Source organism: Croceimicrobium sp., assembly GCF_965228705.1.
GTDB lineage: Bacteria > Bacteroidota > Bacteroidia > Flavobacteriales > Schleiferiaceae > Croceimicrobium.
On sequence record NZ_OZ245832.1, the window covers coordinates 1654279 to 1675893 of the forward strand.

Here is a 21615-nt window from a genome sequence, read left to right on the forward strand (position 1 = left end):
AGGAATGCAAATAACTTAACAATGCACTAAAGGCTGCTTTATATTTAGGGCCTATTCCGCTTTTGAAATCAGAAAGAGTCGCCATAGGTCTTGATGGTATTGAGGATGTACCTGACTCCATTGATAAGCATTGCGATCGAGACCTGGTTTATAGAGTGCTTCCAGGCTTTCGAGACGTTCTAGACCTATCATTTCATCGATACTTAATACCCCTTCTTTTAAGGCTTTTTGGCAATGACGGTAAATCGTAGATAGGGTCAAACTCCTTTGTTCCGCTATAGCTTCTGGACTTAGGCCCGCTTCAATCAAACGATACGTTTGGCGATAGGTTTCTCCCTTTTTAGTTTTCCCTCCCTTGGCCTTAGGAAGGCTTGGCTCAGGAACTTCAGACTGTATTTCTGCCCATAACTTCGACTTAGATCCCCCAATATCAGAAGGTGAATCTGTATTGCCTTTTAAAAATTGCAATTGCTCATCCAAATTAAAAAGACGATGGTAATATTGAAATGCTTTCTGCGCCAAAAGATCCATGGCTTCCACCAATTGCTTGGTTCGTTTTAATTGACCATATTCACTTCTTAAGCTAAGCATCTCAATAAGCCAACTTTTCATGAGTGGCAGAAAGTAAGCGCGAGCCTTGCCAAGGCGTTCTTCCAGCTCTGATTGTCGATTGGACCCCATCAACTGAGCTATTTGATGCTGAAATTTGCGAGCGTATTTCAACTGAGCCTCCAGCTCCTTTTCCAAATGCTCAAAGCGATGGCTAAAGCCCGTTTCTTTTAGTTTAAGCTTTTCGAAATTCTCTTGAAAGAAATCTCGGTAGGTATAATACCAATCTTGCCAATCAAAACATTCTAAAAGGTAATTTCTTTGGTATTCTGCCCGGGCTTCTTCCAAACTACCCAGAGTATCCAAGTCTTCATTTAGCTTGCTAAACTCTTTTGCCTCCCGTGATATTAACAAGGCCGAAGGCTGCAAAGGGCTACTTAAAAAAAGGCCTTCTAAACTTCTTAATCGAGTCAAGGCTACATAGGCCTGGCCCGGAGCAAAGGCTTTTCCCAAATCAATTACAGCTTGATCAAAACTTAATCCTTGACTTTTATGAATAGTAATCGCCCAAGCCAATCTGAGTGGAAACTGGGTATATTGGCCCAATACTTCTTCTTCCAGATTTTGCTTTTCCTCATCTAATTTATAGCGAGCGTTTTTCCAGTTATCCAATGGCACTTTAAAGTGATCCTCATCCTCCATTTGTACCCAAATAGCCTCCTGGTCTAATTCTGTTACTTCTGCCAGTTTACCATTGTAAAAGGCGCCTTCCTCACTGTCGTTCTTCAGAAACATCACCCTTGCACCAATCTTTAATTTAAGCTCTTCCGCAGCCGGATAATTTCGTTCTGGAAAATCACCCTGAACTTTGGCAGAATAAGTAAAAAGCTGTCCTTCTAAGGCCTCTAATCTGCTTGCATTGATTTTTTGGGCTTGGTGCCGATGGGTAACTAAATGTATGGCCTCATCCGGAGGTTCCGGCAAGCAGCGTTCATTTAATTTGGCTAAATCATCGGGTTCAACTTCATCATGACGAATTTTATTAAGGAGACGCACAAAAGCATCATCTTGTTGTCTGTAAACCTTTTGCAATTCTACTTGCACAAAGCCGGAAGTCTGTAAAGCGCGAGCATGAAAGAAATGCATTCCCTGATAGTAGTCACTTAAAACCTGCCACTCACTATCAGAAACAATGGGGGGCAGCTGATACAAATCGCCAATCATTAGTAATTGTACGCCTCCAAAAGCTTTGCTTTGACGCCTGGCCTGTCTTAGCCTTTGATCGATGGCATCTAACAAATCTGCCCTACACATACTTATCTCATCAATCACAAGAAGGTCGATACCCTGTAAAACTTGCTTCCGCGCGGCATTCAAAGGATGTCTTCGGGTGAGCGCTGAACGATCAAAAAAGTTCTGATTGGGATACTGCAGGGCAGAGCCTTCCGGCAGATAGGAACCCAATGGAAAAAGAAACTGGGAGTGGATAGTTACCCCTCCTGCATTTAATGCGGCAACTCCAGTTGGGGCCACCACAATAAAACTCTTATGGCAATGTTCAGCCAGTTCCCGCAAAAAGGTTGTTTTGCCGGTCCCAGCCTTTCCGGTTAAAAAAAGATTTCGAGAACTATAGTTTAAAAACTGCTGTGCAATTTGGGCGGGATCCACGGTAAATTCTGAGATTTCCGGCAATTTATAACATCCTGTAGAAGGGAAGCATTTAGAAACATTTCAAAATCAGAAAATATTATTTTCAATTTTTACTGAAAGTTCTGATATTAATTATATACATTTGAAGTATGAAAAGTAGCGAAGCAAAAAAAGAATTTATTCAGGCTTGGGGTAGTCTTGGCAGTAGCTGGGGTATAAACCGTACCATGTCTTCCATTCATGCTTTGTTAATGAGTAGTCCAAAGGTTCTGAGCACTGAAGAAATAATGGAAGAACTTCAAATCTCCAGAGGTAATGCCAATATGAATATTCGTGCCTTAATTGATTGGGGCCTGGTGAAAAAACGTTTTATACCCGGCGAACGAAAAGAATTCTTTGAAGCCGGTAAAGACATCTGGGAGATTGCCCGCCAAATTGCATCGGAGCGTAAACGCCGAGAACTCAGTCCGGTTTTAGATGTGATCGGCCGCCTTAAAGAAACTGAAGATCAAAGTGATCCTGAATTCAGTGCGCTTTTAAAGGATATGCATGAATTTACCGCTACCCTAACCAATGTTATGGATCGCTTTCAGCAAAGCGACCGCAATTGGTTCTTCAAAAAATTAATCAAACTCATTAGCTAATATTTTTTTCAAATTATGTTTCAATATTTTTTGAAAGTTTAAAAACAAATAAAATGAATTGGCAATGGACTTATATTTTTCTTTATCTCCTGGCCGCGGTATGGATCATCTTCGCGGTAGGCAGCCACCTATTTCGAAATGGAGCGCCCTTCTTAAAAACTCTTTATCCTGAAAAGGACTTGGATCGCTTTATCAACCGAATGCTCCTTACGGGGTATTATCTCTTAAATCTGGGCTTCGCTATTTACAATCTGGTTCAAAACGAAAGCCTGGAGAATTGGGTCGACCTCATCCAACTATGGGCCGAAAACATTGGCCTTCTCTGTCTGATTCTGGGGAGCATCCATTATTCGAACCTGATCGTACTCTACGCAATTTCAAACTCAAGTTTATCATCTCAAAATCCACAATCATGAATCCTATCACTGAAAATCCCGACTTCTACACGCTTTGGGCCTATGGAATATACATTCCTGTTACGGTTGCGCTTACCATTTATGTTTCTCGTAAACTCTTTAAAAACGGACTGGTATACATGCGCGATATTTTTCATGGTCGAGAAGAATTGGCCATCAGTACCAATCGCCTTTTTGAAACCGGCTTTTACCTTCTCAATATTGGTTTTGCTCTCTGGATTCTGGAAATGCACTATCTCGACTCTACCCGTGATCTGGTAGAATCTCTAAGTCAAAAGGTAGGTGGCTTTAGCATCTATTTAGGAGTTGTTCTCTTCCTCAATCTTTTCCTTTTCTTCAGGGGAAAAAAGGCGGCTCGAATCAATCGTGAGATTCGCGAACGTCAGCAGCAGTTTAAGCCTCAAGTTTAAACCATGATTAGCCCTGCTTCTCAAAACGAAAGGTTGGCCCGAAGATTTCGGGTCTCCCTTTCTTTTGTGGTTATGAGCCTTTCGACCTTTATCACTGTAATTCTGAACCCCTTCCTATTTGCTGATAAAGAAGAATTCCTCACGGCTTATTTCCCTTTAATAGGAGGAGCCTTCGTACTTTTTATCTGGATTATATCTGTTTCTTGGCCACTCCTATTAATCCCAACGAATTCCCGCTTTTATCAAAAATGGAATGTGCTTTGGTTCTCCATTCTTCATGCAGGGCTTATCGGCTTTAGCTTTTTTGGGGCTTTTATCCTTGAAACCGGTAATTATGATCTTTTCTATTCCTCCTTAATGGGCGGACTAATAAGCGGTATCCTCTTCAAAGCTCTATTGGCCTGGAGTTCTTTGATGAATCTTCTCCATGAATTTCCCCGCTTACGCTTTACCGCTCCTTTAGCTCCCATTCTATTCTGCTTTCTATACTACTGGGTCTTTCCACGTATCAGCCCCCAGGCTGCTTATCCGTATATGCTTGAGGGTATTCAAAGAGAAATTTACCTCAAACAGGTAATCCAATTAAGGCCGGGGCAATCCATGGAAAGGCTTAAGCGCGATTTTCCCTATCACAATTCTCAGGAGTGTGTAGACAGTACAGGCATTCTTTATAATGATCTGAAGCTGGGTAAGAAAATGATTCACTTCGAATCTCGAAATGACACTTTACTCATACTGGAAATCAATAAATTAAAACAATAATCATGCTTAGTGAAATTCCAAAAGAACTCATCATGGCGGGCGGTATTGGTCAAATCTTTACTGCATTAATATATCCATGGATTCGACATAAAGTATTTAACTGGTACGAAGATGTAAAACAGCTGAAACCCTTGAATCAGGAAATAGCCAAAACCTATGGGCGCTATATTGTGGGCCTCAATTTTGGCTTTGGCCTGATAGCTTTAATGCTGCCTAACTCCCTTCAGAATGGGAGTTCACTGGCCCTTGCCATTAGCGCCCTAATTGCTGCTTATTGGATTGGGAAAGTGGCGACTCAATTCGCTTATTACCCCATGTATCAAATTCCGCAAAAACCACTTTTCAAGCTGGGCTCTTATTTTATGAATGGCCTCTTTGGTTTTTTCGCGATCCTCTACAGCTGGCTCTTTATCCTCAACCTATAAAAAAAGCCCGCAAATGCGGGCTTTCTTATACTCTATATGCAAGGTATTTTACATATTTCTACGGTACTGTCCACCTACTTCAAATAAGGCAGTGGTTATCTGTCCTAAGCTACAGAACTTAGTTGCCTCCATTAATACTTCGAACATATTCTCATTATTAATAGCTGCCTGTTGCAATTTCGACAACCAGATTTTGGCCTGACTGGCATTGCGTTCATGCAATTCATTCAAGTTTTGAATCTGTTGTTCTTTCTCCTCCTTGGTAGCGCGAATTACCTCTCCTGGAGTGGTGGTAGGAGATCCTTCAGAGCTAAGGAAGGTATTCACCCCAATAATTGGCATATCACCATTATGCTTCAAGGTCTCGTAATACAAGCTTTCTTCCTGGATTTTACCACGCTGATACATGGTTTCCATAGCACCTAAGACACCTCCCCTTTCGGTGATGCGATCAAATTCGCTCAGTACGGCTTCTTCTACCAAATCTGTTAAATCTTCGATAATGAAACTTCCTTGAATAGGGTTTTCATTTTTCGCCAAACCTAATTCCTTATTGATAATCAACTGAATGGCCATGGCTCTGCGCACACTTTCCTCGGTAGGGGTTGTGATCGCTTCATCGTAAGCATTGGTATGCAGTGAATTACAATTATCATAAATCGCATACAAGGCCTGCAAGGTGGTCCGGATATCATTAAACTGAATTTCCTGTGCATGCAGGGAACGACCTGAGGTTTGAATATGGTATTTCAACATCTGGGCTCGGGAATTGGCGCCATATTTATGCTTCATGGCTTTAGACCATATCCGGCGTGCCGCCCGACCAATAACCGCATATTCGGGATCAATACCATTACTGAAGAAGAAACTGAGGTTAGGCCCAAAGTCATTAATATCCATGCCCCGACTTAAATAGTACTCCACATAAGTAAAGCCATTAGCCAGGGTAAAGGCCAGTTGAGTAATGGGGTTGGCTCCTGCTTCGGCAATATGGTAACCCGAAATGGATACCGAATAGAAGTTCCGAACTTTATTGTTAATGAAGCTCTCCTGCACATCTCCCATCAGCCTTAAGGCAAATTCAGTAGAGAAGATACAAGTGTTTTGAGCCTGGTCTTCTTTTAAAATATCTGCTTGAACCGTACCGCGCACTACCGATAGTGTTTTGGCGCGAATGCCAGCATATACCTCAGGGTCTAATACCTGATCGCCCGTAAGCCCCAGCAGCATTAAGCCTAAACCATTATTTCCTTTCGGCAGATGGCCCTTAACTGCCACCCCTGAAAGAACATTTTCTTCAATACGATCCTTTGGACTATTTTTAGGGAGCCCCTGATAGAAGGGTCGGCTAATTCCCTGATCGTCATACAGCTCTTTAAACTTGGCCTCTACCTGATCTTCCAAGCCATTTTCGCGAATGTAAATCTCACATTGTTGGTCCACTGCGGCGTTCATAAAGAAGGCCAATAGCATGGGGGCCGGACCATTAATGGTCATACTTACCGAAGTAGTGGGCTCACTGAGATTAAAGCCAGAATACAATTTTTTGGCATCCGATAAATTACAAATGCTAACCCCAGAGTTCCCAATCTTACCATAAATATCGGGGCGGTAATCCGGATCATTACCATATAAAGTAACCGAATCGAAGGCGGTACTTAATCGCGCGGCAGGCATATCCTGACTCACATAGTGGAAACGACGGTTGGTACGCTCTGGTCCCCCTTCACCCGCGAACATCCGAGTAGGATCCTCACCGGTTCTTTTAAATGGATAGATTCCGGCAGTATAAGGATATTCTCCCGGTACATTTTCCTGAAGGTTCCAACTTAAAAGATCCCCCCAAGCTTGATAGCGTGGTAATGATACTTTGGGAATCATATTATGGGATAAGGACTCGGTATGAGTTTGGATGCGAATTTCTTTTCCTCGCACACTGAAGGAGTAGACCTCATCTTTGTAGCGCTTCACCTTAGACTCCCAGGCCTTAATAATATCCCAATTATGAGGATCTAAATCTTTCTTGATTTCCTGGAATTTCGCTACCAATTCGTTTAAGGTACCATCACCTTCTACCTCGGCATGTTCCTCCTTCAATAAATTTGGGCCTCCGAAACTTAAAATAGCCTGGTATAAACCATAGAGCTTCTGAGCTACTTCTGCTTCTTTCTGCACTTTTTGGTCGTAACCACGATTATTCTCAGAAATCTCAGATAAATATCGAGTACGGTTTGGTGGGATGATGTAGATTTTCTCACTCATCTCGCCACTGCTCTTAAAGTCACTTTTTAAATGCTTAGCACCGGCCTTTTCCACCAAAGCATCCATAATGGCTCGGTATAATGCATTGGTTCCAGGATCATTAAACTGGCTGGCAATGCTGCCAAAAACAGGCATATCTTCTGGATCCTTATCCCAAAGATTGTGATTGCGTTGGTATTGCTTTTTCACATCGCGCAAAGCATCTAAGGCCCCTCGCTTATCAAATTTGTTTAGGGCAATCAGATCCGCAAAATCAAGCATATCAATTTTCTCCAGCTGTGTAGCTGCACCATATTCCGGTGTCATCACATAAAGTGAAACATCACTGTGTTCCAGAATTTCGGTATCGCTTTGACCGATACCTGAAGTTTCTAATACAATCAGATCGTAGTCGGCCGCCTTTAGAATATTAATAGCCTCCTGCACGTGTTTACTCAGAGCTAAATTACTTTGACGTGTCGCCAGGGAGCGCATATACACACGATCATTGCGAATGGCATTCATACGGATACGGTCACCCAATAAGGCACCACCTGTTTTCCGTTTGGAAGGGTCTACTGAGACAATGGCCATGGTTTTTTCGGGATGATCCATCAAAAAGCGACGCACCAATTCATCTACCAAAGAGCTCTTCCCTGCTCCACCCGTTCCGGTAATTCCCAAAACCGGGCTTTTGGATTTTGCCGCAAGTTGATCTACCTGATCCAATATCTCGCGATGCAAATCCATATTATTTTCTGCTGCTGAAATAAGGCGGGCAATATCCGGTTTGGACTTAGTCTTCAGCTGTTTTAATTCGCCATTGAGGCTGGTTCCGGTTGGGAAATCGCATTGCTGGATCATGTCATTGATCATGCCTTGCAATCCCATGGCCCGGCCATCATCCGGAGAATAAATACGGTCGATTCCGTAATCGTGTAATTCTTTAATTTCCTCCGGAAGAATTACTCCTCCGCCTCCACCAAATATCTTGATGTGAGGAGCTCCTTTCTCCTTAAGGAGATCGTGCATGTACTTAAAGTATTCTATATGTCCACCTTGGTAGGAAGTCATGGCAATAGCCTGAGCATCTTCCTGAATAGCGGTATTTACCACTTCTTCCACCGAACGATCATGTCCGAGGTGAATAACTTCACAGCCGGTAGCTTGAATAATCCGGCGCATAATATTGATAGCGGCATCGTGACCATCGAATAATGAGGCGGCCGTTACGATGCGAACTTTATTTTTAGGAGTATATGGAGCAATGTCTTGCATAGCGCATTTTTTGAGTAGCGCAAATTTAATAAAGCAAGGGGGAGCAGCACCATACTTATTGAAACATCGCTTTTGCTCATGAGCGCTTGCTATTCTTGAGCTCGCTCTTACCTTTGGAAAAAATTCGAGGCATGCGCGTTTGGCTTTTGGCCTTTCTTCTTCTGGGTTTAGGCCTAAAAGGGCAAGAAAGACAGGTAATTCCTATTGAAACCTTCCCTATAAATGCAACCGTATTATTTACGCTTCAGGGTACGGACGACCGTGCTGTATTACGCGTAGAAAAAGTGGATCCAAACCCCTATGGGATTGAAGTTGGAGATACCCTCTTATTTACCTTTTATTGGAGTACCCAGGCAATAAAAAGTGAATTAGCTACTTTTCCCGGAATTGGAGCCGGTGATCAAATTAGTGTGCGTATCAGCGTTAAGCGCAGTCCATTAAATGGTAGTTATCAATACACTGCTTATCACTATAAAAATCGATCTCGGTTTATGCCTGAAGCAAATAGGCAGGAAGCTCTGACCAATGACGAATCTCCAAAGTAGGTTTTTCATTGTGACTTTCCCCCTGAGGATTGTAGTACACCTGATCCATTCCGGTATTTCGAGCTCCTAAAATATCCACCTGAAGATTATCTCCGATCATCAGGGAATTCTTCCGATTGGCTCCCGCTTCCTTCATTGCGTTTACGAAAATCTTCGCTTCGGGTTTATTTACCCCTAAGGTATCACTACAAATTAGCACCTCAAAAAATGGGGCCAATCCACTACCCAGCAGTTTTACTTTTTGGGTTTCTTCAAATCCATTGCTAATGATATGCATGTTGAAGTGTCCCTTCAACTTGCTCAACATTTCCAAGGTTCCTGGCATTAATGCCGTTTTTTGCGGAGCCAAGGTCATATACTCTTCCTCAAATTTGGCGATGACCCCTTCTTCCAAGGGACCAAAACTGTGAAAGGCTTTCTGGAATCTCTGGTGACGCAATTCAGCCTTGCTCACCTTCCCTTCGCGGTATAATTTCCATAAGGCATCATTAATTTGATAATAGGCCTTTAGGAAATCCTGAACTGGAGCATTTAATTGATGCTCGATATCATAGCGTTGGTATAAGTCCAATAATGCCTCTTGGGAATTGGTTTCAAAATCCCAAAGGGTATGATCTAAATCAAAGAAGAGATGTTGGTATTTGGTATTCATCGGCGGAAGCTGGACAAAGGCCAGGGTAAACGATTTAAATACAAGCGCGGATATTGCACTTCTTGAGCGCCAAAAGAACTATAAAAGCGCGCTAAACCAGCTTGTTTTGATCCCTCAAAATCGAGGATTTTAAATTTTTCGGAATGAAAGATTAAATACTCATTAATCAAATGGGCCATGGCATTGCTGGATTTCCCATAATCTGAGGTAGCTGAAAAAAGGAAAATACTACGCTCGCGATACTGCACAAAGAAAGCCCCGGCCAATAATTGATTAGGGCCGCCATAAAGAGTATATATCTGGGCCAGCCCCTTATGCATTAACTGAAAAAGGAGTTTTTTAAAATCACGGTAAAAGGCTTCGGGCAATTTCAATTCTGCGCCTTGGTTTTCGCGGAATAATTTTAACAAGACCTCCGGGCCGTCATTCTCGAATAATTCGAAATTCTCCTTAGCTGTTTTCTTGAGTTTACGTCGAAGATTAGTATTGAAGCCCTGATAAATCTTTTCGTAAGAGCGGCCCATCTCTAATAGCAAGTTGGGTTGTGCTTGAAACTGCCAGCTGGTTTTGGAATGAATATCCAATGTTTGCCCCTCATTGAGGAAGATATCTGCAAATCGTACCTGACGCGACATTTCGGCTAAGAAGGAAGCCATAACCTCATCACTTAAGTCCTTCTTACTGTAAATGCCTAATTGCTGCACACCATAAGGCCGATAATAATATTTCTGGCCCCATTTGCGACGATATGGCAATGGCCAAACGGCATCGTAATCATCTAGTACCAAACACTCCCATTGCTCGCATACCATATTAAGATACCAGGAATGCGCATAGGGCAAACTGCTGGCATCTCTTTGTACACAGCTATCGTACTTCTTTAAATCAAGATAAGTTTGGGAGCGCAACTGGATCATACTGCCGCTTTCACCATTTTTTCAAACACTTCATTCCAGCCCTCCCATTCAGCTTCCTTTTCGCTGTATATACGATTATGCCAAATGGGAATTAGTTCACCTCCATATTTACGGTAAGTCTCGATATAATACTTAATAATGGGCCATGCATCCGCGGGCTTCTGCTTGAGGTAATAGATAAATGTCCCGTCCATAAAGGGAAAGGGATGTATAACTAATGGGGTTTCGATTTCCTGTTCAAGGTCATAAAAGCGAAAAGGGGTGCAAATTCCCGCTCTAAATCCATGCTCAGAGGCATAACCCATGGAATAATCATCAGTAAGCTCTAATTGCAATAAATTCCGGTAAGTACTGGGAAATTTCAATTTCAGAAAATGCTGCCGACTTTTAGTTATATCCTTTTTCAATACCCTTTGCAGGGCAGTGATTTCCTCTTCTAACCAATCAAAATTATCATTGGAGCGATAGGAAGGGTGAATGCCCATTTCACAGAAGTCTGCAATTCCTTTAAGATACCGTTGCAAGCGTGTACTATAGCGAGTAAGGCTGCGATCGTATTGTCCCATCCGTCCGAATAAGGCAAAATAAATAGTTTGGAATTTATACTTCTCCTGCATGGAAAGCACAAAATCGAATGTATCAAATGGATCCTTTTCTCCAAAGAATATACAGCGACTACGCGCCCATACCTTCCGGAAGTTTAGGGATATGATATCTTGCAGATATCCGCCTAATGCTCTAAAAATTCCCTTTCCTAAAAAAGCCGCGGCATTATCAATATCCACCGAATTGTAGAATTGATATTCCGGTTTCCTAAACTCTATATTCGGATTTTGTTCTTTGAGAAGATCGGCAATAATCTCTGCCCAGGCATTTACCAAAGGGATGGATAAGGCATCCATTTTATAGAGAATCGATTCCTGCGCCGGAAAACGTAAATGCTCATCCGGAATAAAAGGCATATACTCTTCATAACGGCTCACCAAATAGAAAGATGCAGCCAAAGGATCAAAGGGCAAATGCGATTGCTGGGAGCTTTGAAAAAGAGTGGGAACACCTTTGTATTGCCCTGGTTTTAATTCTTGTTCGGAGATATCGGTTTCAAACAAGAGATGGGCACATTGAAGGTAAATTCCACTTTGTAAAAAGTCCCTCGAATAGTTAATCTTAGGTAAGGTAGAGAGTAAATATTCCTCTTTATCATGAGTAAATCGCAATTCGAGACCCAGTAAATTCTGGAAGACAAGTCGCGCTACATATCGAATGCGCGGACTCATTGCGGTGGTGTACAAGAGGATCATGCAACAAAGATAAGGAGGTGATTATGGATTAAAGCTCCCCCTCATCACTATAACTGAAATAACCTGATTCTGTTATGATCAGATGGTCCAGTACTTTAATAACCAATAATTCACCGGCGGCCTTCATTTGTTGGGTCAAGCGATCATCGGATGCACTGGGACGAAGCGCTCCACTAGGGTGATTATGAGCGAGGATAATCCCGGTACTTTGTAAGCGCAGGGCAATTTGAAAGACCTCTCGTGGATCGGCGGTAGTTCCGCTTAAGCCCCCTTTGCTGATTCTTTGTTGTGCTAGCACCTGATTGCGGTTATTCAAAAAAAGGACCCAAAATTCTTCATGTCTTAAATCCGCTAATTTGGATTTTAGTACCGAATAAGCATCAGCGCTGGAAGATACGTTCTTGCGCTGTAAGGCACCCGCTAATTCTCGCCTCCTTCCTAATTCCAAGGCTGCTTGCAAACGCACCGCTTTGGCGGGACCAACTCCATCGAAATGCTCTAGATCATCAATACTCAAGCGCGAAAACTCCAATAAATTATGGCTTACACTCTCTAAGATATGACGTGAAATATCAAGAGCAGATTGGCCTGCTTTACCGCTTCCCATCAAAATACTGAGCAACTCAGCATCGCTTAAACTAGAGGGACCTTTATTGATCATTTTGGCTCGGGGTTGATCGTCTTCTGACCAATCTTTAATAGCACGCCCATAAACCAAAGCCCCCATATTCTTTTAGCCGAAAATAAAAAAGGCCCCTGCGATAACAGGGGCCTTATATATTTAAGAAACGCTTTTTTAGCTCTTTGCTCCCTGAATATTCAGGTTCAGCTCGATACTGTTATCGATAGCTTCTTCTTTGGCGATATCTGCAAACTGCGCGAAAGAAGTTGAACGGAAACGAACATTCCACTGGCTACGATCAATAATAATGTTAGATGCAGTAAGGCTTACATTGTTTTCATCGATGCTTACTTTAGCTCCAAAGGTTACGCTTTTGGTAACTCCGCGTAAAGTTAAGTTTCCGGTGATGTTATGTGTAGCACCGCTCTCAACCGCTGCATCAGCAGGATTCACCTCTGTAATTACGAAAGTGGCAGTTGGGAAAGAATCCACAGCGAAAAAGTCAGGGCTTTTTAAGTGACCTTCCAATTTAGCACGATACTCATCACTTTCTACATCCGAGTTTTGGATAGAATTCATATCGATGGTAAACTCACCACCTACTAATTCACCATCCTTAACTTTAAAATTACCCTCACTTACTTGAATAACACCTCTGTGCTCATCCTTCGAATAAGTTTTGTAACCTCTCCAGCTAATTTCATCAGCATCGGTTAAAGCAGCATAAGTTACCGCCTCGGCCGACTTTGTTTCATCTACTTGTTTAGCGTCTTCAGCTTGAACATTAGCCTCAGGAGCATTATTACAAGCTACCATGGCAGTTGCCAAACTCAAGGCAAAGATTTGTTTAGCGATTTTCATTTTTGATCTTTTTTTGGAATTGATGTTTAAACACCGAACAAATGTACAACAGAGAAATAACCTAACAATAGGCCCTATGTTCATTTTTGAAAAAAAAATTTCAGCCTTGGACTTTTTGCTCTTGAATTAAGCGCTTCTGGTAGAAGAATGCCGGAATGAGAAGCATCATTAAGACCGGATTCATTACCAAGCGATGTAAGTGACCGATTAATGAACTAAAGCCTGCGGGTTGGGATAGGTAAAGCCAAATATAAATAGGCACCAAAACGAACAAACCGAACATTAATACAAAAAGGGCAAAACGCACATAGCGCCCATCCGGAAATAATGCACTGATTAAGGCTATCGCAAACAGATCATTCAATACATATCTAATCACCTTGTTTACCGCAAATGCCCAGGGATCAACCTCAATGAAGTCGCTGCTGTAGTTTAACTCCTGAGGTGCCTGCCCTTGGAGCAGATGGTAAAAATCCAGATAATGTTGAAAGAAATACACGAGAAACAAACCCCCACACCCTATAAATAGCAATAAGAGCCTCTTGGGACTTTTGAGGATTTGCTTAAGCATCTTTCGAGCTTTTACTCAGGTTCCGCCCCTTGCCATTCCAATGCATTACCCAAAAATACCAGAGGACCAAAATAGCCAGGTATAATACCGCCGTAAAACCATATTTATGAAAGAAGTGAAATCCCTTGCCATTGAAATCGACATTAAGCACGCTGAGTAGGAGTAAGCGTCCCAAATTAGCAAAGTGAATAAAGAGTAGGCCCGCTGGAATAAAAAGTAAAGTGTTTAGAAATCTACCTCCAAAGCCAATAACAAAGGCCACGAACAAGATCATGATATTTACGCCATTGCAACCCTCCTCTACCGATATCGCATAGCTCCGATCTAACCATAGGCTATCATAGGTTTGCTCTGCATTTTCTTCTCTTGCCAAATGATCATCCTGAATTACTTCAGAGTCATAACCAATTAAGCCCGCCGTCCCTGCACACTGATAGGTTACCCATCTTGTTATCGGATCCAGCTTTTCCTGGAGATCATAATTAGAAATATAATAACCATACAAGCCACTACCCAATAAGTAGATACTAATGAATTTGATCAGAAATAAAATGGTAGGTTTAAATTCCTTCCACATCAGAGATCGTAATAAGCATTGTACAATTCTGTCCTCAATCCAAAGATAAAGAGTAGACTTCGTCCTTCAAGTATGGGGGAAATGGTATTGGTTTGGGTTGTTTCGAAATCCCGGTATCTAAAACCTGTTTCAAGCTTTAATCCACTGGCCGGATTTACCAGATAGGCTAGTCTGAAGTTTAGAAAGAAATAATTCCCTTTGGCACCCTGAGCGATTTCATTTCCTTCATCCTGCATGCGAGTCTCATAGCTAAGGAATAAGTCTGAACCCCAGTTCTCTCCGCTTGGATCATTGGCTCTAACTCCATAGTTTAAGTGCAACTCTGCCTCCCACCGATCTTTCTTGTATATATTTTGAAATACAACTTCATGAAAATTTGCTCCCCAGGGATGCGCCAATGGACTGCCGTAATGTGCATAATTAGTGAGCACCATTCGATGGGAATAGGTATAAGGCCGAGCAGCATTGTATTCCACTCTTTGAAACCAACCTTTAATGCCCCAGGCATCATAATCTTTAAACCCTAACTGCCATCCGTATTTATTGACCCAACTGCCATCACCACCAGTTATAGAAGCCAGGTTAAACTCGTCCAATATAAATTGACCGTATACCATTCGCCCCTGCTTCAACTTATACGAACTTTGTAATCCCATCAGGGCGTTTCCCCCTCGGGAGCCTACCGCAAATTCTACCGGCCGATAAAACACAATCGGATTCAAAAAGCTGGCATCCAATCCTTGTAATTGATTGGTATCGCCATACACAATCGATTCAAATATCCCAAGGTTCCATCGATCGGTAAGTGCAATGCTTAGTAAATGACTACTGAGATACTTCTTGGCAAGAATCCCCGCATTTACTTGAGCTACTTTCCGAGTATCATACAATTGAGCCCAGAGATTGATATATTTAAACTTCCATACATCGGTTTCGATCCTGAAGAAAGGATAGCTAAAACCCGCATCTGATAATAGCATAGAGCGGTAGCCCTCACCAAAGAAGTTTCGTCCTTGACCAGCCGTAAAAGTGAAATATTTATTAGCACGATACGAAAGCTCGCCCGTAAAAAAGCTATAATCGTAGCCCCCTTCACCAAAAGGACGGGTTAAGGATCCCTGCCCGGGAATAACCCGTCTTAATCGAACGAAGTTTGAGATATAAGCTGGAAAGCGCGCCTGGTTCTCCAGAAAAGTGGAATAGAAACTTAACTTTTGACCGATTCGGCCTTCGAGAATAAACCCTCGGGTATTAATAAAACGATAATCTTCATTCTCCTCATAGCCATATTGAAAATTGAAAATGGGATCTATACTAAATGCATAGTCTTCCGCATCTACTTTAATAAGGCGTTCATGCCAGAGTTTTCGATTCCACCAACCATGCTCAATCCTCTTGGGATTAGTAGTAGTCCCAATACCCATTTTACTGCGGTTAAAGGGTCGAATTCCGGTGTGAAAAACGGAGTCATTGGTATACAATCGGCTATCCTCCTCCAAATAATTGAAGTTATTTAAATGCCGAAATTGATATTGTGCAGAAAGTAGGCCAGGTAAGGCCAAAACTAAAAGCAGCCGGAGCCCTTTTCTCATTTTAATGCGGTCTTGAGATCAAGACTTTCGAATACATAGTTTTTACTAATATACTCTGGAACCACTGCTTTTAAAGCTCTTACCAGTTCCAGGTTGTCACTGCTTTGATGTGCAGATCCTAAACGATCTAATGCTAAAAGTAATTGAGAATACTTCAAAGTTTGAGTCTGCGCAATCAAGATTTTTTTATGGTGGGTAGGTAGGGTATTCTCCTTTCCGGTAAGTAGTTCTTCGTATAACTTCTCACCTGGCCTTAAGCCTACCTCTACAATTTCAATGTCTTTGCCCAGTTCAAGTCCGGAGAGTTTAACCATTTTCTTGGCCAGGTCATAAATCTTCACCGACTCTCCCATATCAAATACGAAGATTTCGCCTCCCTTCCCCATTGAACCTGCTTCCAGTACCAGATTACAGGCCTCCGGAATAGTCATGAAATAGCGAGTTATTTCGCGATGGGTTACAGTAATTGGGCCACCTTTAGCAATTTGGCGACGGAATACCGGGATTACCGAGCCATTGGAGCCTAATACGTTTCCAAAGCGGGTGGTGATAAATTGGGTTCCACTGCCTTCAACTTTTTTACCCAGACTTTGGGTGTACAATTCGGCCGTACGCTTGGTTGCTCCCATCACATTTGTGGGGTTAACCGCCTTATCCGTACTTACCATTACAAACTTCTCGGCCTTAAATTCAACGGCCAGATCAGCCACGTTTTTAGTTCCTAAAACATTAACTCCAACGGCTTCATAGGGATTGTCCTCCATTAAGGGCACATGCTTATAAGCCGCTGCATGAAATACGATATTGGGTTTAAATACGTCGAATATTCTGCGCATCCGACTGAAATCGCGAACATCGCCAATCACACAATTGGCCCGGTCTGCAAAATTCTTGAAACGTCCCTTCAACTCAAGCTCCAACTCATAAAGAGCAGATTCTGCTTGATCTAACAAGATAACTTGTTCAGGCTGATAATGGAGACATTGACGAACAATCTCACTACCGATAGAACCAGCCGCACCGGTAACTAAAACTCTCTTACCTCGAAGTTCGCGGCTAATATTTTCACTGTCGAGAACAATCGGATCGCGTTCTAAAAGATCTTCAATACGAACCGGCTTAATCTGCTTGGTACTTAATTCGCCTTGTATCCAGCTACTTACCGGTGGTACAACTTTAACCTGTAAATTCTGCTGTAAACATTGATCAACAATTTGATTTCGTCGAGCATTGGGCAGCGCAGACTGAATTGAGATAATTACCTGATCCACCAGGTTTTTCTCCAGATGTCCTAAAGAAAAGGCCTTTTCATTGGAAATAATCGGAATACCTTCAATTGATTTTCCCACTTTGCTAGGATTATCATCAATAAAATTGACAATCTGATATTCCCTACTGGTATCGTGGAAGAGGGTATTTTTAGTAATGATTCCCGATGCCCCTGCACCATAAATCATAACCCGAGTTGCTTTCACCTCATGGGAAGTTTGAAAGCGAGCATATAGTAGTTTGACTAAAAAGCGGGTGCCAATTAATATCACCACATTCAGTAAGAAGTGGATTAATAAAATAGAATTGGATACCGCCAAATAATCACTTACTGGCTGAAAGAAGTTTAAACTCAAGGTTGATAAGGCACCCAGAATAATAACGGCAATAAAAGAACCTTTAAATATATTCCATGCGTCGCTCACCCCGGTATGGCGAATAACACCAACATGGGAACGCGCTATGGCAAAACCAATCAGGTATGCACAGGCTATAAATGGGATTTTATCACCGATCATTCCTTTCGGAATATCGAGATACTCAAAGTTGAAACGGAGGATGACAGAGGCAACATAAGTGCCAATGACAATAAATAAATCGAAGACAAGAACTATCCATCTGGAGAGAAACCGATCCGAATTCCGTAGGATAAATTTCCTAATCATAGGCTTGGCCGTTAATTTCTAATCTCCTTTCCCCCAACCGAGGTCAAAGGTAGGAAAAAAAATAAGCTTCTCCTTGGTCCCACGCTTGATTCCGAATAATTCACACTAATACAATCCCTAGCTCTGAAAACTTAAAACAAGCTTAACTGCGACTTTTTCGGTAGTCAATATTTGAATACCCCAAGGTTTTGGTTTTGGCCTCAAAATTAGCAATCAATTGTCTAATATAAAGTCCTTATTTTCCAGTTCTACTTCAAAAAAGTAGTGACATAAAATGGATTGATAACCATATCCTCTTTTGCTCATTTCGATAGCTCCATCCTGGGATAAACCTACTCCATGTCCAAAACCTTTGCCTTTCAACAAAACATCATCACCATCCAATTCTATAGTGAAATAAGTAGATCGAAGCTTAAAATCATGCCTAACGGTTGTGAGTTTTAAACTCTTCCCTTTATAACTAAAGTTTCTTTGCCTATCCTTCTGCTCAAAATTCAATAAAGCCTTTTGTAATTCCGCATCATTCTTTACACCAAACATCCGGGCGAAATAGGAAAAAAAGCGTTGCGAATTAATTCTTTTCTCCCAGGAGTAAGAGCCTACTCCTATGCTAAAACTGTCGATTTTAGACTTTAATTCCGGAACCGGTTTTAACCAAACATCCTCAGAATTTACAGTCATGCCGCCACTATTGGCATGAAAAACACTGAGGATTAAATCGCAATCTATATTGACTAATACTGTATCTCGAGTAGCTGAAACTGCTTTTAGAATCAAATCCTTATGAGTATAATGTGCCTTGGAAAAGTAAACTTGTGAGCTTACATCATCCTTCAAATTATATCCTTCAGCTTCATGCTTACCTAAATTACGCAGGGCAAAAGTTCGGGCTAATACCGCCTGTGCCTTAAAGAATTCTAATTCGGGAACATGTCCGGCTTCACTTTCAACCACTCCGGCTACATAGTGCTCCAGATCTACAATATTCACAACCTGCAATTGGCCTCCACGTACCAAAGCCCGCACCCCACCATAATAGGCTCTATTCTTTTTATTTGCCGTAATCCTGAATTGATGCAGACTATCCAGACCCGAAAAATAAAGACCTTCAAACTCACCTAAAGTTTGATCTCCTAATTTCAGTTGGATATACTTGCCCTTGACAGATACCACAAAAGTGCGAGCGGGATCTTTGGGATAAATATCATAGATCGTATCCAGACTGGAGCCATCAGCCCGCAGGGCCAACAAAGTGAATTTTGAGCTGTCTGGAGTAATTAAAAAGCGTTGCACCGCTTGATCCGAAAACAATCGCACTTTTAAATCCAATGCCTGAAGCTTAGTGAAAGACAGGATCAGAAATACCCCAATTAAAAACCTATGCACTCGCATACTCTTTTACTTCCTCCGCGGCTCTCTCTGAAGCCCCTGCTCCCCCGAGCTTTTCTTTTAATTCCTTATAATCTGCCAGAATAGCGGAACGACTCTTCTCATTCAGGCATTTCTGCAATTCAGCTTTGAGACGATCTTCCCTAAAGTCATGCTGAATCAATTCGGTAACCACCTCCCGATTCATTACCAAATTAACCAGGGAGATGTATTCAATCTTAACCAGGCGTTTGGCTATTTCATAGCTAATTCGTGAGCCTTTGTAGCAAACTACTTCCGGCACTTCAAATAAGGCGGTTTCCAAAGTGGCCGTTCCAGAAGTTACCAGGGCTGCATCCGCAATCTCCAAGATTTCATAAGTCCGACCAAATAGTATCGGAAGATCCTTTCGACCGCTAACCTCTTCATAAAAGGATATATCCTGAGACGGTGCTCCTGCAATTACCCAGTTTAAACCCATAGACTCAAGGGTTTTAATCATAAGCGGTAGCATAGCTCTAATCTCTTGTTTGCGGCTTCCAGGCAATAATGCAATCAGGGGGGCATCCCCCAAATTCATGCTAGCCCTTCGTTCAGCCACCTCAAATTCCGGTCGATCTTGTATCGCATCTAATAAGGGATGTCCCACAAAGGAAACTTCCATATCGAATCGCTGGTAAAATTCCTTTTCAAAAGGCAGAATTGTAAGCATTAAGCCTACATCTCTTTTAATCTTATGTACCCTACTTTGCTTCCAGGCCCAAATTTGGGGAGAGATATAATACACCACCTTCAATCCCTTTTGCCGAGCATACTCCGCAATACGCATATTAAAACCCGGATAATCAATAAGTATTAACACATCGGGATTTGTGGCGTCAATATCCTCCTTACAAAAACGGAGATTGCGTAAAATGGTGCGAAGATTCAATAAGACCTCCACAAAACCCATAAAGGCTAAATCGCGGTAATGCTTTACTAAGTGGGCGCCCTCTGCCTCCATAAGATCTCCACCCCAAGCGCGAATCTCCGCCTGTGGATCCTTCCTTTTTAAGGCTTTGATTAAATTACTTCCATGGAGATCGCCACTGGCTTCTCCGGCAATGATATAATACTTCAAGTAGAGCTTAATTTAAGGCTAAAATTACGCTTCTCTTTAACTGACTTTCAAAGAGTTCAGAAAACTTTACAACAGGAATCTGTAGATAAACACAGCGGCTAAGAGTAGCATAGTAGCACTAATTAAACCACGACCAAAGTCCTCATTTTCAAAGCGTAATGCGACAAAGAAAAGCGCTGCATTGGGTAACATGGTAATGGTCATCAATTGCATATTCAAATGCTTAACCTCGCTAAAATCAAATCTTTGTATCGCCAAAAGCTCGGGTCGGAATTGTGCGATCAAATACATACTTAAAAGAGGTACCAGCAAACCCGTAATAAAGCCGGCAATCAGAGTCCCTTTAGATTTCATACTATAAAACGCGTTTTTCGGAGACTAGTATTAAAGCTCCCAGGAAGCCAATCGATTTAAATGCTCATGCGCAGTTAAATCACTCTTTACCGGCACTACACTGATATAGTAATCAGCAAGGGCCTGCTCATCATGATCCTTGGCTGCATCATAATTCACAAACTTTCCGGTTAACCAATAATAATTGCGATCCCGGGGATCTTTGCGCGAATCAAATTCTTCTTCCCAATTACCACGCGATTGACGGGTCATCTTTATTCCTTTATAAGGCTCCCCGGTATATTTTGGGATATTCACATTTAAGACCACATCCTGAGGTAAACCTTCCGCCAAAACCTTAGCCGCAATTTTCTTGATATAAGGCAAAGCTGGTTTAAAGTCGGCATCCCAGGCAAAATCACACAGAGAAAAGCCGATCGAAGGAATTCCTTCCAGGCATCCTTCCATGGCTGCCGACATGGTTCCGCTGTAAATCACATTAATTGAGGCATTGCTACCGTGATTAATTCCGCTGACTACCAGGTCAGGCTTACGGTCCAGCACTACATTCACTGCCAACTTGACGCAGTCTACCGGAGTTCCGCTGCAGCTGTATTCACTTTGTGGACCTTCGTCAATTCGAATCGGATCACAACGCAAAATTCCGGTAATCGTTATCGCATGCCCCATTCCACTTTGTGGACTATCCGGTGCGACCACTACTACATCACCCAATTCAGTCATGACACTAATCAAATTTCGAATACCGGGTGCCGTAATTCCATCGTCATTACAAACCAGAATCAAGGGTTTTTCTGCCATTTCTTCAAATTATACCCAAAACTAT

At 42.1% G+C, this 21615-nt stretch carries 21 protein-coding genes; 6 read left to right on the plus strand and 15 right to left on the minus strand.

The window, feature by feature from the left end:
- Nucleotides 1-51: 51 nt before the first annotated feature.
- A complete protein-coding gene (locus ACO05P_RS07440) occupies nucleotides 52-2217 on the minus strand; it encodes an AAA family ATPase (RefSeq protein ID WP_421754502.1) in 2166 nt (721 codons plus the stop codon).
- A gap of 131 nt (nucleotides 2218-2348) precedes the next feature.
- On the opposite strand from ACO05P_RS07440, the gene ACO05P_RS07445 reads away from it, so the two are divergent.
- The 5 genes from ACO05P_RS07445 to ACO05P_RS07465 are packed head-to-tail and all read left to right on the plus strand — an operon-like array spanning nucleotide 2349 to nucleotide 4856.
- Nucleotides 2349-2843, plus strand: a complete 495-nt coding sequence (locus ACO05P_RS07445; protein ID WP_421754503.1) for a GbsR/MarR family transcriptional regulator — start codon at nucleotides 2349-2351, stop codon at nucleotides 2841-2843.
- 53 nt (nucleotides 2844-2896) lie between these two features.
- Nucleotides 2897-3259, plus strand: coding sequence for a hypothetical protein (locus ACO05P_RS07450; RefSeq protein ID WP_421754505.1), 363 nt, complete (start codon nucleotides 2897-2899; stop codon nucleotides 3257-3259).
- Complete coding sequence (locus tag ACO05P_RS07455; protein ID WP_421754506.1) at nucleotides 3256-3669, plus strand: hypothetical protein; 414 nt, start codon at nucleotides 3256-3258, stop codon at nucleotides 3667-3669. Before ACO05P_RS07450 ends, ACO05P_RS07455 begins: the two co-directional genes overlap by 4 nt.
- 33 nt (nucleotides 3670-3702) lie before the next feature.
- On the plus strand, nucleotides 3703-4431 hold the full coding sequence (locus ACO05P_RS07460; protein WP_421754508.1) for a hypothetical protein: 729 nt from the start codon (nucleotides 3703-3705) through the stop codon (nucleotides 4429-4431).
- Between the two features lie 2 nt (nucleotides 4432-4433).
- Nucleotides 4434-4856, plus strand: coding sequence for a hypothetical protein (locus ACO05P_RS07465; protein ID WP_421754509.1), 423 nt, complete (start codon nucleotides 4434-4436; stop codon nucleotides 4854-4856).
- A gap of 48 nt (nucleotides 4857-4904) precedes the next feature.
- Here the strand turns inward: ACO05P_RS07465 and ACO05P_RS07470 are convergent, their stop codons facing one another.
- Nucleotides 4905-8375, minus strand: coding sequence for a methylmalonyl-CoA mutase family protein (locus tag ACO05P_RS07470; RefSeq protein ID WP_421754511.1), 3471 nt, complete (start codon nucleotides 8373-8375; stop codon nucleotides 4905-4907).
- Nucleotides 8376-8506: 131 nt separating this feature from the next.
- Between ACO05P_RS07470 and ACO05P_RS07475 the strand changes: the two genes are divergently transcribed.
- Nucleotides 8507-8920: a hypothetical protein gene (locus tag ACO05P_RS07475; RefSeq protein ID WP_421754513.1), complete on the plus strand. Its 414-nt coding sequence runs from the start codon at nucleotides 8507-8509 to the stop codon at nucleotides 8918-8920.
- Here the strand turns inward: ACO05P_RS07475 and ACO05P_RS07480 are convergent.
- From ACO05P_RS07480 to surE, 13 genes are all read right to left on the minus strand, one after another.
- Nucleotides 8865-9572 carry a YjjG family noncanonical pyrimidine nucleotidase gene (locus ACO05P_RS07480; protein WP_421754515.1) on the minus strand — a complete coding sequence of 236 codons (708 nt, stop codon included), beginning with the start codon at nucleotides 9570-9572 and terminating at the stop codon, nucleotides 8865-8867. The genes ACO05P_RS07475 and ACO05P_RS07480 overlap by 56 nt on opposite strands.
- Nucleotides 9569-10489: a hypothetical protein gene (locus ACO05P_RS07485; RefSeq protein ID WP_421754517.1), complete on the minus strand. Its 921-nt coding sequence runs from the start codon at nucleotides 10487-10489 to the stop codon at nucleotides 9569-9571. Before ACO05P_RS07485 ends, ACO05P_RS07480 begins: the two co-directional genes overlap by 4 nt.
- Nucleotides 10486-11790, minus strand: coding sequence for a polysaccharide deacetylase family protein (locus ACO05P_RS07490; RefSeq protein WP_421754519.1), 1305 nt, complete (start codon nucleotides 11788-11790; stop codon nucleotides 10486-10488). The genes ACO05P_RS07485 and ACO05P_RS07490 overlap by 4 nt, the downstream gene beginning before the upstream one ends.
- A gap of 28 nt (nucleotides 11791-11818) precedes the next feature.
- Complete coding sequence (gene radC / locus ACO05P_RS07495) at nucleotides 11819-12517, minus strand: RadC family protein (RefSeq protein ID WP_421754521.1); 699 nt, start codon at nucleotides 12515-12517, stop codon at nucleotides 11819-11821.
- Between the two features lie 69 nt (nucleotides 12518-12586).
- Entirely contained in the window at nucleotides 12587-13273 is a 687-nt protein-coding gene (locus ACO05P_RS07500; RefSeq protein WP_421754522.1) for a YceI family protein, read from the minus strand.
- A gap of 100 nt (nucleotides 13274-13373) precedes the next feature.
- Nucleotides 13374-13844, minus strand: coding sequence for an exosortase F system-associated membrane protein (locus ACO05P_RS07505; RefSeq protein WP_421754523.1), 471 nt, complete (start codon nucleotides 13842-13844; stop codon nucleotides 13374-13376).
- Nucleotides 13837-14421 (minus strand): exosortase family protein XrtF, encoded by a 585-nt coding sequence (gene xrtF / locus ACO05P_RS07510; RefSeq protein WP_421754524.1) that lies wholly within the window; start codon nucleotides 14419-14421, stop codon nucleotides 13837-13839. Before xrtF ends, ACO05P_RS07505 begins: the two co-directional genes overlap by 8 nt.
- The gene (locus tag ACO05P_RS07515; protein WP_421754526.1) at nucleotides 14421-16013 is read right to left on the minus strand and encodes a hypothetical protein; all 1593 of its coding nucleotides are present in this window, start codon (nucleotides 16011-16013) and stop codon (nucleotides 14421-14423) included. Before ACO05P_RS07515 ends, xrtF begins: the two co-directional genes overlap by 1 nt.
- Complete coding sequence (locus tag ACO05P_RS07520; protein WP_421754528.1) at nucleotides 16010-17800, minus strand: polysaccharide biosynthesis protein; 1791 nt, start codon at nucleotides 17798-17800, stop codon at nucleotides 16010-16012. Before ACO05P_RS07520 ends, ACO05P_RS07515 begins: the two co-directional genes overlap by 4 nt.
- A 360-nt stretch (nucleotides 17801-18160) precedes the next feature.
- Nucleotides 18161-19333 carry a SpoIID/LytB domain-containing protein gene (locus ACO05P_RS07525; RefSeq protein WP_421754529.1) on the minus strand — a complete coding sequence of 391 codons (1173 nt, stop codon included), beginning with the start codon at nucleotides 19331-19333 and terminating at the stop codon, nucleotides 18161-18163.
- The gene (gene lpxB / locus ACO05P_RS07530; protein WP_421754531.1) at nucleotides 19326-20435 is read right to left on the minus strand and encodes a lipid-A-disaccharide synthase; all 1110 of its coding nucleotides are present in this window, start codon (nucleotides 20433-20435) and stop codon (nucleotides 19326-19328) included. Before lpxB ends, ACO05P_RS07525 begins: the two co-directional genes overlap by 8 nt.
- A gap of 66 nt (nucleotides 20436-20501) precedes the next feature.
- Nucleotides 20502-20789, minus strand: coding sequence for a hypothetical protein (locus ACO05P_RS07535; RefSeq protein WP_421754532.1), 288 nt, complete (start codon nucleotides 20787-20789; stop codon nucleotides 20502-20504).
- Nucleotides 20790-20819: 30 nt separating this feature from the next.
- The gene (surE, locus tag ACO05P_RS07540; protein WP_421754534.1) at nucleotides 20820-21590 is read right to left on the minus strand and encodes a 5'/3'-nucleotidase SurE; all 771 of its coding nucleotides are present in this window, start codon (nucleotides 21588-21590) and stop codon (nucleotides 20820-20822) included.
- Nucleotides 21591-21615 lie beyond the last annotated feature (25 nt).